Origin of the sequence: Mesorhizobium sp. B3-1-8 (assembly GCF_006439495.1) — a bacterium.
Lineage (GTDB): Bacteria > Pseudomonadota > Alphaproteobacteria > Rhizobiales > Rhizobiaceae > Mesorhizobium.
Genome location: NZ_VFTK01000068.1, coordinates 1 through 16,178 on the forward strand (window position 1 = coordinate 1; position 16,178 = coordinate 16,178).

The following is a 16,178-nucleotide window of genomic DNA, read 5'->3' on the forward strand; positions in this document are numbered from 1 at the left end:
TCAACCGATTGGCGCTGACCGTTGTGATGGTGTGGCTCTCCAGCGATCCGTCCGCTTTCTTGTAATCAACGGTCTCGCTGGTGCTGCCGTCCGAATTTAGGACGGTCGTGTCGACCTTCGAGCGGCTGGTGGTTGCGCCGACAGCAGCCCAAGTTGTTGTCTTCACAAGGCCATTGGCACTCGTGACGACAACGGTCTTGTCCTTCACCGCGCCGACGGCGTCGAGATCGGTAATGGTCTCGGTCTTGCTGCCATCGGCGTTAAGAACGAACACATCGGTCGTCGACTGATCGATAGTGCCGTTGCCGTCGAGATCGGTGGCAAGCGTGCTGGAGAGGCCGTTGGCGCTGTTTGTCTTGGTCGCCGAAGAGGTCATGACACCGGCGACATAGGCTCGATTGATCTGTGTGGTTGAGCCGTTTGCGTTTAGGCTCGTGCTCAGCATTTCGCCGGTGATGCCGGTGCCGTCGATTTCGGTCGTGGTTACGACGTCATGCCCGTCGCCGCTTGTTGTCGTTATGACACGTGAGATTCTCACATTGTTGGCGTTGAGAACGGTCACCGTGTCGACCTTCGAGCCGTCGGCGCCCAGTGTCGTGGTGGCGGTGCCAGTTCGGTCGACCGTGCCATTGCCATCGAGGTCGGTCTGGACCGTCGAGGTCAGGCCATTGGCGCTCTTAGTCGTGATGGTCTTGCCGATCAGCGCACCGGTTCCGGCGAGTGCCGAAACGGTCCTCGTCGTCGAGCCATCGGCGTTTAGAACGGTGACGTCGCTCGACTTGTTCTCGACGATGCCGTCCCCGTCGGCATCCACCTGGATATCGGTGCTCAACCCATTACCCGAGACCGTCGCGATTGTTTTCGACAGCAAGCTGCCGTTGCTGGAACTCGTCGAGGTCGTGGCGGTGCGGGCACCGGAAGCAGCGATGGCGGTCACAGCTTGCGCGATCGTGTCATATACGCCGTCGCCATTGATGTCCTGTTTCACGGTCGTGGTCAGGCCATCTGCGGAGGCCGTCGTCTCCGCCTTGGCATGCAGAACGCCATTGATGTCGGTGTCCGACACCGTCGTCGTAAGGCTGCCGTCGGCATTCAGGATGTCGACCTGGGTCCGATCCGTCTTGCTATCGCCGTTGGCATCGATCTTGGTCGTAACCGTCTTTTGGTCGGCACTTGTCGCAACTTCGGTCCTCGCCAGCATAGCACCGCTGGTGCTGGTGGTCGTCGAGGTTACCGTATTGCTCCCGTCGGAGCCGAGAACGGTCGTGGTCACTATCGTCCGGTCAACGGTACCGTCAGCGTTAATATCGTCCTTCTCGGTCCGGGTGAGGCCATTGGCGCTGATGGTGACGGCCGAACTGCCTACCAACGTGCCGTTAGCACTCCTCGTTGTGACAGTGCGGGTGCGATTGCCGGAGACATCGATGGTCGTCAGGTCGGCGACGGCGCAATCATAGGTGCCGTCGCCGTCCATGTCTGCCTTACTGGTCACCGACAGCCCATTGGCTGAAGCTTGGTAGAAGGTCTTACCGGCCAGCGAGCCGTCCGGATTGTAGATGTTACCGCTCGATGTGGTGACGCCAGCATTGTCAACGACGATCGTCTTGACTGTATCCACATGGCCATCTCCGTCGGCGTCAGCCGCGATCGAAATCGTTCTCTGATCTGCACTGGCGTTGGTACTTGAACTGGAAAGCAGTGAACCATCGCGGCTTTTCACCTGCAGCGTCTCGATGGTGCTGCCGTTGGAGCCGAGAAGCTTCACATCGGACGAAACCAGGTCGAAGAGCCCGTCGCCGTCAAGATCGGTCGATGTCGTCTTCGTATGCCCGTCCGCACTGGTGAACGTGACCGTCTTATCGACGAGCGCGCCGCTGCCGCTCAAATCCGAGGCGGTTCGGGTTTTCGAACCATCCGTATTGAGAACGGTGACGTCGCTGGATTTACGTTCAACCACGCCGTCGCCGTCCGCGTCGATCTGCAGATTGACGCTCAGCTCATTGGCCGACACGGCGGCGACGGACCTCGACAACAGCGTGCCGTTGCTGGAGGTGGTCGAATTGGTTGTCGTGCGCGTGCCCGAACTCGCAATAGCAGTTACGGACTGGGTCGTGGTGTCGTACACACCGTCGCCATTGACGTCCTGCTTGAATGTTCTGGTCAGTCCATCGCTGGAGATGCTGGTTTCGGTCTTGCCATGCAGAACACCGTTGCTGTCGGTGTCCGATACGGTGGAGACCTCGCTGCCATCGGCATTGACGACATCGACGATGGTGCGATCGATCTTGGTGTCGCCATTAGCGTCGATCTTCGTGGTGGTCGTCTTGCGATCGGCGCTGGTCTTGAGCTCGGTCTTGGCCAACAAGGCCCCGCTGGCGCTGGTCGTCGAGGAGGTCACCGTGCGGCTGCCATCGCCACCAAGGACTGTCGCTGTGACAATCGTGCGGTCGACCGTACCGTTACCGTCGATGTCATCCTTCTCAGTCTGCGTGAGGCTGTCCGCACTGGTGGTAATCGCGGAGCTGCCAATCAGCGTGCCGTCGGCGCTCTTTGTCGTCACCGTGTGCGTGCGGTTGCTGGAGGCATCCGTGGTCGTCACGTCGGTGACGACGGTGTCATAGGTGCCGTCACCATCGATGTCGACCTTGTGGGTCAGAGATAGGCCGTCGGCGGAGGTTTGGTCGTACGTTCGGCCAATAAGGGAGCCGTCGGCATTGTACTGGCTGGCGGTTGAAGTCGTCACGCCGGCGCCATCGATGACGATCGTCTTGGCCATGTCAACGTGGCCGTCGCCATTGGCATCGGTGGAGATCGAAATCGTCTTGAGATCACCGCTGGTGTTGGTCACCGTGCTGGATAGCAATGTGCCATCACGGCTCTTGAGCTGCTGCGTTTCCGCCAGGCTGCCGCCGGCGCCAACCACCGTCACGTCCGACGAGACAAGATCCGCCTGTCCGTCGCCATTCGAATCCGTCGAGATCGTCTTGGATAGGCCGTCGCTGCTTGTGGTGGCGACTGCCTTGCCGATCAGTACGTTGGTCGAGCTATAGGTAGAGACGGTGGTTACGGTCGAACCGCCGGCGCCAGCGGTGATGGCGCTGACATCGCGGGTTTCGTAGGTGCCGTCACCGTCAAGGTCGTGCGAGACGGTGCGCATGCGACCGTCGGCGCTGATTACGGTCAGTTCGCGATCGATCAGTGTGCCACCACTCGAGGTTTCGGCTACCGTCTTAGTGCGGGTGCCGTCGCCAGCGACAACGGTCGTCTCAGTGGTGGTCAGGTCATAAGTGCCGCTGCCCGTCGAATCGCTCTGAACGGTCTTCGTCAGGCCATCGGCGGAGGCCGTGGTGACAACCTTGCGCAGCAGGGTGCCGTTGACACTGTTCTCAGACACCGTCGTCGTGGTCGAGCCGTCGGCATTCTTGACAAAGATCTGCGTCTGGTCGCTGGCGCCGTCGCCATCCTGGTCGAGCGCCGTCGTCACCGTGGTCTTGTCGGCGCTGGTTGTGGTCGTAGTGCGCTCGGCCAGCGAACCGTCGGTGTTGAAATCGCTGACGACGCGCTGGCGGACACCTGCCGTGACGGTCGTCACATCCGTCTGCGAACGCTCGTAGGTACCGTTGCCGTCATCATCGAACTGGGTTGTGGTCGACAGGCCGTCGGCGCTGACGGTGATGCGGTTCTGAAAGGCCAGCGTGCCGTCCTTGTCGTAGCCGCCAAGCGTCGTGGTCTTCGAACCGTCGCCATTGGTGACGGTGTTCGACTTGATGATGTAGCCGTCGGCATCCGAGGCCAATGCCGCATCGCCGACAGCCCCGATTGTTCCGTCGGTCTTGGTATAGGTCGCCGTCCCGGTGATCGCCGAGCCATCGGCAAAATTCTGGCCACTGCCCGTTGCAGTCAGGCCGATCGATGCGATGCCGAGGGATGCAAGCGACACCAACTGGCCATTGACCATGATCTTGAATTCAGACCAGCGGTCGTCGCCGGCATCAAGCATGCCGTTGTGATTGGTGTCGAACACGCTCTTCAGCGCATCGAGATCGCTGTCCGCAGTTTGGTCCCATTCGGTGAAGACGAACTCGCTCGAGCGGCTGATCTTGCCGTCACCGTCAGCATCGAGCACCAACACGCCGTTGCCCGCACCAGCCCAGGCGGTGCGGTGCTTGTAACCGTCACCTTCGAGATCGATGAACTGCGACGAGGAGCTCAGCGGATTGATCGACAGGCCGTTCCCGTCCAGGTCGAGAATAACGGGCCGGCCGGCCCAACCGGCCCGGCCACCACTGCTGCTGGAGCCGCTTTGGCTGCCACTGCTCGATGTCGACCCACTGCTACTGCCGCCACCACTGCTACCGCTGCTGGGGCTGGAATGGCTATAGGTGCTGCTGCTGTAGTTGCCATGATGGTCGTAGCCGGTAGTTCCATATTCACCTCCGGGAGGTGCATATCCAGATCTTGTTGCGCCCGCTTCGGCGGTGTGGTCGGACTTGCCCGCTTGCGAAAGCCTCCGATCAATCATCGTCTGCAGGTTGGGATCTTTCGGGTTGATGCCCATTCTCGCAGCAGCCTGTTCGATCGACGCCCTGGTGGCTGCAGCGGACAGTCCTTTGTCTATCTGGTTTTGAGTAGCCTGACCGAGCGTGTCGATCGGAGCTTTGCTAACCTGGCCATTGACAACGACCCACTGGGGTACAACCACAGACGGTACGACAACGTGGGGGACCACATGCGTGACCGGAACATTCTTCCTGACAGTTACGATCTTTACGCTCGGCACAATCGCGATGTTGCTAATTGGAACTTCGGTTGCGACTGCTTCCGGAAGGGCAGATGCGGGATTCCATCCGAGCGCCACGCTGGTAAGTAGAGCCCGCGCCCGGTCATCTTCGCTATACGACGGGCTCGGCTGGCTGACCGCGACGGTGGTGCTGAAATAGCCTTGTGCATTTGGGTTGTTGGGAGTGTTTGGATTGGTGAAGCCGACGTTATAGGAGGAGCCGGTGCCAGTTGCCTCGGCTCCGCTGTAGGCATTACTAACCCCGTAGGACGAGCCACTGCCGTTCGACTCCGCACCTCCGTGCGGGTGGTCGCTGCTGGTGCCACCGCTGACTCCTGGATTACCGGACTTATCGGCAGCTCGCGAGTCGGCCGACGACACCGATGAAGATCCGGCATAGCCGGGCTGCGATCCGAGCTCGGCCTGCCGCCCCACCGCCATCGAACCTGGTCCGAAGCCCGGCGAGGCACTAGCCGAGGGGACCCCCACGTATCCGGACTGAGACCCAAGTTCCGCTTGACGTCCTGCAGCCATGGAACCCGGACCAAAGCCCGGCGAAGCGCTGGCTGGCGGTGCGCCGGTATATCCGGGCTGCGAACCGAGTTCGGCCTGACGCCCTGCAGCCATAGAGCCTGGACCGAAGCCCAACGAAGCGTTGGCCAATGATGCGCCGAAGTAGCCAGGAGCATTGCGATCGTTGGGCGTATTCGGATTGACGTAGCCGCCGCTGAAATAGGTCGGCGCGTTGGGATTATTTGGAATATTTGCTATTTGAAGAGCGTTCCTCGCATTAATGCCGTCTTCAATTGCACCTAGGACATCCAACGCATTTTGGACGGCCTGCTCATCTGCAGGCGTTCGACTGGTAAGCCCATCCAAGAAATCTAGACCGATGGCAGTTTTGTTGAGAGCCTGAGAGGGCCTGTGTTCTCGAGCTGCGGCTGCATCCTCCTGCCGATTTGATTCGGCCAGACTGTCACGAGCGATATCGTAGCGCGACGGCGGCGCGAACATATCCCTGATATTCTCAGTGGTTAGGCCACCGACCCACCGGCCAAAATTGCCGAACAAGCCACCTATCGCCCTGACTCCATTGTCAAACGCGGTGACGACCCCCGGGGTCTGTGTATGCGTAACTCTACCAGTTTTGTCAGTCCCAACCATTTCAGCCCCCTAGCGCCAGCAAATGTGTTCAAATCTGATCAAAAGCGAACTATTTAACCGCACTTTCTTTTCACTTCGCTTAAGAATAGCGCGAGCTTCCCCCTCACAAATTCTGATTTATCCTTTCTGGACGAAAAGACGTGGGAGTTGTATTTGTTGCTATCGATCAAATCTTGAATCATCTTGACTGAGCGATTGACCTCGTTTCCGCTCAGAAATATATTCAATATATCTTCGTTATCTTCCAACGATTTTGACGTGGCCACCACACACGAACAATATGACTCGGAATTATCTTTAACGCATTTGTCGTATGCGACAGAATTTCCGTAATCCACTGGGCTGTATGTTGCGACATGTCCCGTCGCGACCTGTGTAACAATTAGAATAATTCCAACCAACATTCGCGCACCTTTCCATTTCCGCAGTTCAAATTTCTTCGTTCGCGTCCCACTTACCGCTCATGAAACGCTTCATCCGTCATCTCCATCAGCGGATCGAGCAGAAACTCAAGCACTCGCCGATTGCCGGTCTTCACTTCCGCTGTCACCGACATGCCGGGCGTCAGCGTCACATCCTCGCCTTCAACCCGTATCGATGTCTCGTTGAGTCCAATCCGCACCGGAAACACCAGTGGTCCGGCGGCGGCGTGCGCCGTTTCTTGCTTCCCACCCGGAGCCGACTGCGGCGCGCCCGCCGGGATCGCGTCGTTGGATACCGTCAGCACCTTGCCGTCGAGGGTGCCGTAGCGCGTGAAGGGGAAGGACTCCAGTTTCACCCGAACCTCCTGCCCCTCATGGACAAAACCCTTGTCGCGATTGAGGAGCATGGCCTCGATCTCAAGCTTCGTGCCGTCGGGCACGATCACCATAAGCTTCTGGCCGGTCTGCACCACCTCGCCCTGCGTGTTGACCTCGAGTTGCTGCACGCGGCCGGCGACGGGGGATTTCAGCGTGCTAGAGCGCTCGAACAGCTCGGCCTTAGCTAGGTCTTGCTGCAATTCGCCGATCGACCGGTCGACCTCGATCAACTCGGTGTTGACTTTGTCGAGATAGGCCTCGCGGCGCTCGCGCTTCTGCGCGACCAGCGTCTGTACGGTGGCTTCGAGCTCGGCGACCTGACCTTCACCGTCGACCGCCGCCATCAACTGGTCCTGCTCACCCTGGCGAGCTTCGATGGTGCTGGTCTTGATGCCTACCTGGCGCTTTTCCAATTGCTCGTAGACATTCAGCCTGTCGCCGGCCAGGCTCACCAGCTTGCGGCGCTCGACCAACGTGCGGTTGCCGCGCTCGATCTCGACGCGTTTTTGCGCAATCGCCGCCTCAAGGCTCGCCTGCTCGGCCTGATAGGCGGCAAGCGATTGCCGCATCTGCTGGCGTTGTAGATCGACAAGCGGTTTCGGAGCGTCTGCGGGCGCGGCGAAATCGGCATCGGCCGCATTGCTCTCCTGTGCCACCGCGGCGACCAGCGCCTCGAGCCGCGCCTCGGAGACCTGGGCGGCTTCGAGATTGCCGGTCAGCTTCTTTCGCTCGGCGGCGTATTCAGATGGGTCGAGCTCGACCAGCACCTCGCCTGCCTCGACATAGGCCCCGAGCTGGGCATGCAGCGCCTTCACCGTGCCCGTAATGAGCGGCTCGATGACCTGCACCTTGCCGATCGGGATCAGCTTGCCTTGGACGGTGGCATAAGTGTCAACGCGGCCGAACCACGACCAGGCGAGCGCGCCGGTTGCGAACACCATGATCAAGGCGGCGAAGATGCGGGCCGCCGGCGAGGCTGGCGTTTCCAGGATCTCGATCGCGGCGGCCTGGAACTCGCGCTCATGGCGCTTGAGCGCCGGGCGCTTCGCCTGCGCCTCTCGCGCCAGGCCTTCCTTCACGGCGTTCCAGTAACGGCCCATGGTCTACTCCGCCGCCTCCTGTTGAGGCTCAGCCGGCCGCTGCTCGGCCTGCAGGCGGTGAAGCTGGGCGTAGCGTCCGCCCTTGCGCAGCAGCTCCTCATGCGTGCCCTGCTCGGTGATGCGGCCGGCCTCGATGGTGAGGATGCGGGTGGCGTCGCGCAGCGCGGCCAGCCGGTGCGCGATAATGAAGACGGTGCGGCCCTTGGCCATCTGCCGCATGTTCTGCTGGATGACATATTCGGACTCGTAGTCGAGTGCGCTCGTCGCCTCGTCGAAGATCAAGATTCGCGGATTGGTGACCAGCGCGCGCGCAATGGCGATGCGCTGGCGCTGGCCGCCGGAAAGGTTGGCGCCGCGCTCTTCCAGCACCGTGTCGTAGCCGGATTTAAGCTGGACGATGAACTCATGCGCGCCGGAGAGCTTCGCCGCCTCGATGACGCGGTCGAGCGGCAGCGCCGGATCGGCCAGCGCGATATTCTCGCGCACTGTGCGGCGAAACAGTATGTTTTCCTGCAGCACCACGCCGATCTGGCGGCGGAGACTGCGCGGATCGATCAATGCCAGATCGACGCCGTCGATCAACACACGGCCGCGCTCCGGCACATGCAGCCGCTGCAACAGTTTTGCAACCGTGCTTTTGCCGGAACCCGATGGACCGACGATGCCGATGATCTCACCGGGTTCGACCTGGAAGGAAACGTCGCTCAGGATCTCCCGCTCGCCGGGGCGATAGCGGAACGTGACGTGGTCGAAGGCGGCATGGCCGACGATCTTGCGCAACGAGCCCTGCCCCGCCCCGCCGGTGAGTTCCGCCGGGGCGTTGAGGATGTCGCCGAGCCGATCGACCGAGATGCGCACCTGCTGCAGGTCTTGCCACAGCTGCGCCAGCCGCAGCACCGGGCCTGAGACGCGGCCGGCCATGATGTTGAAGGCGACGAGCTGGCCGACTGTCATGTCGCCGGCCAGCACCGCCTTGGCGCCGAACCACATCGTCAGCACGATCACCGCCTTGGAGATGAACTGGGCCGTGTTGGTGGCGAAGTTGGAAAGCCTTGCCGTGCCGAAGCCGGCCGCGACATAGCCGGCAAGCTGGTCCTCCCAGCGCCGCTGCATCTGCGGCTCGACCGCCATCGCCTTCAGCGTCTCGACGCCGACGATGGATTCGACCAGAAAGGTCTGGTTCTCGGCGCCGCGGTTGAACTTTTCCTCGATGCGGCGGCGAAACTCCGGCGTCACCGCCATCGACAGGATCACATAGGCGGGAATGGAGCAGATGACGATCAGCGTCAGCCAGCCGCTGTAGAGATACATCACCGCCAGGAAGACAAAGAGGAACAAGACATCGAGCAGCACGGTGAGCGCCGAGCCGGTGAGGAAGGCGCGGATATTTTCCAGTTCATGAACGCGCGCTACCGTCTGGCCGGTTTGGCGGGCCTCGAAATAGGCGATCGGCAGGCCGAGCAGATGATGGAACAGTTTGGCGCCCAGCGCGACGTCGATGCGGCTGGTGGTATGGATGGTTGTGTAGGTGCGAAGCCCCGTGAGCAACACCTCGAACATTGACACCGCCGACAAGCCGATGACCAGCACCTCCAGCGTGGTCAAGCCGTTGTGGACCAGGACCTTGTCGATCACCAACTGGAAGAAGATCGGCGAGATCAGGCCGAGCAGTTGCACGAAGAAGGAGGCCAGGAGGACCTCGGCGAAGATCCGGCGATAGCGGATGATCTCGGGGATGAACCAGGAGAAGTCGAAACGCCTGGAAAAGCCTTGCGCGAAGGCGCGGCTGGTGACCAGCACGACATGGCCGCTCCACAGCGCCTCGAAATCCTCGCGCGTTAGCTCCAGTGGCGCGCTGATCTGTGGGTCCTGCAGCAGTACCTTAGCGGCCGATGCCGCCGCCAGCACCGCAAAGGAGCCGTCCTTCTTCTCGATGATGGCCGGCAGCGGCAGGCGGTCCAGCCGTTTCGGCGACGGCTGCACCATCCTGGCCTTGAGTTTCAGCCGCTTCGCCGCCCTGACGATATCGACACAATCGGCCAACCGCTCGCCAAGACCGAGATCGTGGCGGATGGCATCAGGGTCTGCAGGCTGGCGCAAATACTGAGTCAACAGCGTCAAGCAAATGACACCACTGTCCAGTCCAGCCACGATAGGCGTGACGGAGTTCACCTTCCCCCCGGAAGAAGCGCAGAATGGCGCTTACTCATTCATGCGCCGCTTCCATTTGGCACGCAAGCAGGGATTGCAGAAATATTTCGGCCCGGCGCGTAACGCTAAGTATCATGTAACATTAGCGGATTTTAATATGCATTACCGAGATGCACGGTCCTGAGCGCGCTCACGTCGGCTGCGGACACGGGCCAAGGGGCACGACCTATGTGAGCGCCGATCAGTCGCTTCAGGGGAAGGCACACACTGGCTCCAACCTGGGACCGGCAAGGCGCCTACGGGCAGTCTGAGCAGCAAGCGATCGCGAAGAGGCAATAACCCGAGAGAAATGGAGCCAGAGAGGCAGCGAGTTTGACCCGCGACCAGCGGTCTTGGAGACCGAATAGCTTTCTTACATCATCTTGTATATAGAGCGATTCTTGACATTATCTGATCCATGTGCAAGGTTTTTGTAAGAAAAAGTGCCCGTCGGATGAATTGTTCGCGAACTGCAGTCGGCTTCTAGGCCAATGCAGGCCATGGTAGCGCCTCGGGCAATCTGTAAAGCAGGGCGCCTCGCCGCCGGCGAAGAGCCCGGACCGCCCGCGTCGTCCCTTGTAGTTTTCATCATCCTACCTATTTGAGGCGCTTGGTAATCAGGAAAGGATGGCCGATCTCTCTCCGATCTCAAATGGCCGATATGCACGCTTCAGCCGTCTTTTCTGCGCTCGCACTGCGGACGGCTAAGGGCTAACCCCCTCTCCTTCCGACTTCTGTCGGTTCGGACGCGAACGAAAAACAATCGCGATCTGATGACACGAGCCCACCTTCTTGGCCCAACCTGACGACGTCATCGAATGCCGAGCGAATTTGCGGCCAGGGAAACTCGGCGCCTCTCTCCCGCACCTCTCTCTCAAGAAGCACAGCATTCAATTTGGCCGCTACGCCGGCAAGCGAGGTGGCCGGGGCCGCAGCCAAGGCTTCGAGCAATTCTTCGGCTCGGTCGCCTGTCTTCCTTTCGGCCTCTGTCACGGACGAATAATAGCCAATTCGCCTGTCGGCGGCATCCCAGCGTGCTTGATGAGCCACCAAATGGGCTTCTACCTTCGCGCGAACTTCATCGGCTTCAGCACCAGCACCAAACACCTCACGGAGTGCCCCGATCGAATGAACCGTTACATCCTCACCACCCGGCAACTGGACGGTCGCGCAAGGGTAACCGACGGTCTCGACCAGCGCGCGCTCCAAGTGCACTCTGATCGCAGAGGCGCTCGCTCTCTTCGTGAGCGTTGCGCCATTCTCGCCAAACCGCCAGCGCCGGATCTGAGGGGCCAGTCACCGCTTCGGCAACCGCCCTCGTCTCCCATCCGACGATTGCAATCGTCGTTGCACTAAGTACCGTCCTGCGGGTGACGGAAGACAGAGTCATGCTATGGTCGGAATCAGCCATGATCCGAGCTCCCTGAAGCTTAGGTTGTGGTCAGGCTGCTGGAGGTGGTCTCAACACTATCAGCAGCCGCACTAGCCAGACTATGATCGTATCAGGGATACGATAGCTCGGCGGCGGGGACTGCGGATCAACGAAAATCGCATCGATGTTACGAAAATAAATGCAGTCCAATGTAAAATGGCGCGGGTGGCACTGGGCTGGGGAACAAGAGACTTAGCTCGTAACGCGGGCGTATCACCAGATACTGTCGCCCGCTTTGAACGAGGCGAGCAGCTTAAGGGTTCTACCTTGGCGACGCTCCAAACAACTTTCAAAGCTGCTGGGATCGAATTCATCCCAGAGAACGGCGGTGGCGCTCGTGTGCGCTTCGCCAAGCGCCACCAATGACACCCCTATCACGCGTGCATTGCTTCGAGCCTAAGTCCGAAGGCATCCTTGGACTGCGTTTCTGACTTTCAGTCCAAGCAGCAGACAGCGGACAAGAGCAAGAGCACTTGAAGACTTGCGATCTTCATGCGCCGATCGTGGCAATTTCCTCATCAACTGCGGCTGGTACTTCGTTAATGGCTTCCCCACTCTGAAACGCTCCGGATGGTGAGGACCGATGGTTTCATACATTTCCGAAGATGCAGGGGCTCAACGTGCGAGCCTCGACTGAGGCTGAACCACGAGGGCTTAGTTCTTCCAGAAGACAATTCGCACCGGACCAACTTGCCTTTCGCTGGCGAATACTGGGCCAAAAAAGTCTTCGTTAATCTCTAATACACCATTGCAAAAAGTGAGAAACCTGCCTTATTCTCAGGACACGTTTTTGGGGAAGTGGAGGCGGTCACAATCCGCTCTCTCCGGGTGGATTTTTTTCATGGGTAAACTTCTCGGAACTAACTCCTCGTAGTTGCACGAGCGCAGCCTGAGCATGACGTGTGCCCCGGCTTCCAGCCGAGCACCACTTAGAAGGCTGCAGTCTATTCGTCCGTCCCGTCTCTCGAGTGACAGCTCGAGCGCTGCCTATCGCGGGGACCGAGGTTCCGCGCTTGACCCATTATGCGCTATAGAAGCCAACACCGTGTATCGATGACAGTGCTCTTTGCGAGAGTCTCCGAACGGAAGAAATCATGCCGCAGCATACGTCCCCTCCATTCAAGGTTCGGTCAACCTTTCCGGGTCGTTTGACAAGCATCCGCGAATGGACCTCCGAGGAAATCAACCTTATCATTTCCACATATCGCAAGAACTTCACCAACGAATGGCAGTCTTATCTTGATTCGGAGAATGATAACGGCTTCATATCTAACCAGATGAATGATCATATTTGCTCAGTGATCGAAGAACTTTTTCCCGGTCTCCATAGAAAGCACTATAAGGCGGCCGCAGTCGACTTTCGCTTTACAAACGAGCGAGCTTTTGGGTTTACGCTCTGGCAACCTGAAAGTCGGGTGCAACGTAGAGAAAGACGACTGGCCTACACAAAACAAACCCCTCAACTTAGAAATGGCAACGTGGAGTGGACAAAAGACCAAGTAAAAGAAACTATTAACTACATTCAGCGCGCTGACCGTGAGTTGTGGGTCGAATATTGCGACGTCAATAACAACATCGGATTTATCGGCCTTGAAATCATTCATCGCATTTTACGCCGCACCACAGAGATATTTCCACTTCCGGAAGATTGTAGCCTAAGAGGCATACTGTCTGGCCTCTTGGTTGAAGCTAATCAGGTCTACAAATTTAAAATGCTTGAGCCAGAAAACGCGCAGGCGCGGGACCAACTTGAGACCGAATGGTTCAATGAGCGCCGAGGATATATGACTTTCGCAGAATGGTGCCAGCAGGTAAAAATGCGCTCTAAGAGCATGTAAGGGGCGTACGACAAGGGCAGTAGTTAAAGCGAGGACTTTTGATATGGGAAAGACCATATTTGTCGACACAGATACATTGGTCAACGCTATAAAGGCCGGGGAGAAGATTGGCAACCCGTACGCTGTCCTTGATCTGTGGCTTAGTTATGCACAGAACATGGGGGCGGAAATAGAAATCACTGACGTAATCGAGGATGAACTCGGTGAGGGCCAGATAGCCGACTACGCCGACGCCTGGATGGCGGCCAATGGCATTGCGGTAGCGGATACCGGCCTCGCTGGCGGTAACTCGACGGACTTAGGTGAGAAGTCGATAGCTGCCGCAATCCTGAACGACATGTCTATTTCTGGAGGGTCACTGTCCGACTATTATATCTTTTCCGATAACAAGGCGCAGCTCGGAAATCTAGATTTTGTCAATGAATACCTCGATCTTGGAGACAAGCTTGCTGCCGCAGATTTTATAAATAACAACGTACTGAATAGCCTCGACGCGCTTAATGTGGCTGCTGCAGAGGCGGCGATGAGCTATTTTAATTACAGTGAATTTGCCGATGGTTATAAGCAAGTTGGGTCTATGTTCGACCCAAACTCGAGCAGCTACGATCCAAGCCAAGGTTACTTGAACGAAGCGCAGTTTTATAGGTTTGGAAATCTGATTCAGCATGCTTCAGGCGATGGATCCTTGAAGTTTGGCGGGTATGACATTTCAACCGCGTTCCCGCAGTCAGTCATGCAAGATATGCAGGGCTTGGTAGATTCGCTGGCAGCCGACGTCGACGCGCTCAATGGCGCCCTAGGTTACATCGGGTTAGCCCTTCTGGCAGCAACAGCCCTGAAGGGTTTGCGTGACGCCAGGCAAGCTTACCTTAATGGCGACGTCCCTCTCGGTGATAAGATACTGACAGATCTTTCTGGCCGTCTGACCGGCTCTGTTGTTGGTGCTGAAATAGGTACAGCTATCGGCAAACTTATAGGCAGCTACCTTGCGGGTGTTGCTAACGATGCCTTGCTTGTCGCCATCGGTGAGGGTGTGCTTGATGGGGCGCTCCTCGGTACCGAATTTGGACCTTTAGGCATTGCAGTTGGTGCGCTCGTCGGTGCGCTCGCTGTTGGTTATGTCGGCTACACAAATGGCCCAGACATGGCTCAGCACATTTCGGACGCACTCGGGGCGCTTTCGCAGTCGCTCTCAAACTGGGCGCACGAACTCGGAGGCGGTTCGGGGACCGGAGCAGACTCATCCGGCGGCAGCGGTAGCGGTAGCACGACTGGAGCCGGTATGGCCGGAGGCGGTGCAAGGAGCACTGCTCCCACTTGGTTCAGGGGCACGTTTTTCACTCCGCCAGTGTCACCGCTTGTCCTGGATCTTGATAGCGATGGCATCGAACTCACCAGCCTCGCTGGTTCGAACGTATACTTTGATCTGGATGCCGATGGCTTTGCCGAGCGGACGGGCTGGGTCACCGGCGGAGACGGAATGCTCGCCTACGATGCAAACGGAAACGGACAGATCGACAATATCAATGAGCTGTTCGGAAATGCGACCACGGATGGCTTTACGGTGCTGCGGAACTTCGATTCGAATTCCGACGGGATCATAGACGCCGCCGACGCAAAATTTGTCGACCTTCGCATCTGGGTTGACACTAACGGCAACGGACAAACAGATACGGGCGAATTAAAGAGGTTGTCCGACCTTGGAGTCGTTTCCATTCAGGCCAACGCCCAACAGGTGACCCAGACGATTGCAGGCAACGCCGTAAGCCATATCGCCTCGTACCAGCGAGCGGACGGCTCGACGAAAGCGGTGGTCGATGTCTGGTACACGAACGATCAAATGGCGTCGAAGAAGATCGTCGACGATGGTTTTTCAGTCGATCCCGAGGCCGCGCTTCTGCCCGACTTAAGGGGGTGGGGCAATGTGGCGGACCTCCAATATGCGATGTCAATGGATGGGGGGCTTCGTGAGGAAGTCAAGGATCTTGTTATAAACGGCGCCGAAATGGGTCCAGGTTCGTTCCGTTCAACATTCGAAGCAATATTGGCCGATTGGACCGGTACGACGGACATCACCGCCGGCTCTCGCGGCGACTACATGAACGCGCAGCATCTTGCAGTACTTGAAGCATTCTACGGCGTCCAATATCGACAACTCGCAGGAACCAATGCTGGGACGCCGAACCCCGGTCCGAACGCCACCGCAGAGCTAGAAGCTCTCTATCAGGATCTGGTAGGGTCAATGATGACCCATTTCGTCTCGCAACTGGCCGCGGCCAATAGCAACCTTGGGGTCAGTCTCGCCGATCTGGTCGATACTCCTTGGCTGGCACTCGGGACGCTTAATTACGACAAGAATGCGGATCGGGTTCAAGGCAACCTCGATCTTGTCGCTATAATCGCGTCGATGAACTTGCCTGACGATTTCTCGGACAAGGTGAGCGCAATATCGACACTTGTTACTTATCTCGAGGGGCTCCGTGTCGACTCTTTCCAAGGTGACGACGCAGCTTTTGCAGCAGCAGTCACACAGGCATTTGAGGTTACCGGCGACACAACGCTAGCCCAGTTCGCAGGCAGCATTGCAGCCGGTACAGCTCACACACTCATGGGAGGAGCAGGCAACGACACGCTCAATGGCAGCGCGGGCAATGACATGCTGACCGGCGGTAGAGGCAATGACAGCCTAAATGGGGGGACCGGTAACGACTACTATATGTTCGCTGCCGGAGACGGCATAGACGTTATCAGCGATAATGGAGGCACCGATGTCATCATACTCGGCGACGGACAAATCGCGGCCAACGTGACCTTCAACGTCTCCGGCTACAGCCTGCTGATCGGCGACGGCATCAGCGGCGACCAGATCAAGCT

Annotated in this window: 5 protein-coding genes and 2 pseudogenes; 3 read left to right on the plus strand and 4 right to left on the minus strand. The window is 58.4% G+C overall.

Annotated features, from left to right (window positions below; genetic code table 11):
• From FJ424_RS32815 to FJ424_RS32830, 4 genes and pseudogenes are all read right to left on the minus strand, one after another.
• Positions 1-5,794, minus strand: a pseudogene (locus tag FJ424_RS32815) (hypothetical protein); the annotation flags it as partial.
• Between the two features lie 604 nt (positions 5,795-6,398).
• Positions 6,399-7,844, minus strand: a complete 1,446-nt coding sequence (locus FJ424_RS32820) for an HlyD family type I secretion periplasmic adaptor subunit (protein WP_140659873.1) — start codon at positions 7,842-7,844, stop codon at positions 6,399-6,401.
• Between the two features lie 3 nt (positions 7,845-7,847).
• On the minus strand, positions 7,848-10,016 hold the full coding sequence (locus tag FJ424_RS32825) for a type I secretion system permease/ATPase (RefSeq protein WP_281405457.1): 2,169 nt from the start codon (positions 10,014-10,016) through the stop codon (positions 7,848-7,850).
• A gap of 729 nt (positions 10,017-10,745) precedes the next feature.
• Positions 10,746-11,243, minus strand: a complete 498-nt coding sequence (locus FJ424_RS32830; RefSeq protein ID WP_140659872.1) for a hypothetical protein — start codon at positions 11,241-11,243, stop codon at positions 10,746-10,748.
• A gap of 379 nt (positions 11,244-11,622) precedes the next feature.
• Between FJ424_RS32830 and FJ424_RS34245 the strand changes: the two genes are divergently transcribed.
• The 3 genes and pseudogenes from FJ424_RS34245 to FJ424_RS34405 form a co-directional block, all read left to right on the plus strand.
• Positions 11,623-11,832 carry a helix-turn-helix transcriptional regulator gene (locus tag FJ424_RS34245; RefSeq protein WP_140659871.1) on the plus strand — a complete coding sequence of 70 codons (210 nt, stop codon included), beginning with the start codon at positions 11,623-11,625 and terminating at the stop codon, positions 11,830-11,832.
• A gap of 728 nt (positions 11,833-12,560) precedes the next feature.
• Entirely contained in the window at positions 12,561-13,304 is a 744-nt protein-coding gene (locus FJ424_RS32840) for a hypothetical protein (RefSeq protein ID WP_140659870.1), read from the plus strand.
• Between the two features lie 43 nt (positions 13,305-13,347).
• Positions 13,348-16,178 (plus strand): annotated as a pseudogene (locus FJ424_RS34405) (hypothetical protein); the annotation flags it as partial.

Coding starts and splice junctions, on each gene's coding strand:
- FJ424_RS32820 (WP_140659873.1), bottom strand. CDS start 7,844: ATGGGCCGTTACTGGAACGCCGTGAAGGAAGGCCTGGCGCGAGAGGCG.
- FJ424_RS34245 (WP_140659871.1), top strand. CDS start 11,623: ATGGCGCGGGTGGCACTGGGCTGGGGAACAAGAGACTTAGCTCGTAAC.
- FJ424_RS32840 (WP_140659870.1), top strand. CDS start 12,561: ATGCCGCAGCATACGTCCCCTCCATTCAAGGTTCGGTCAACCTTTCCG.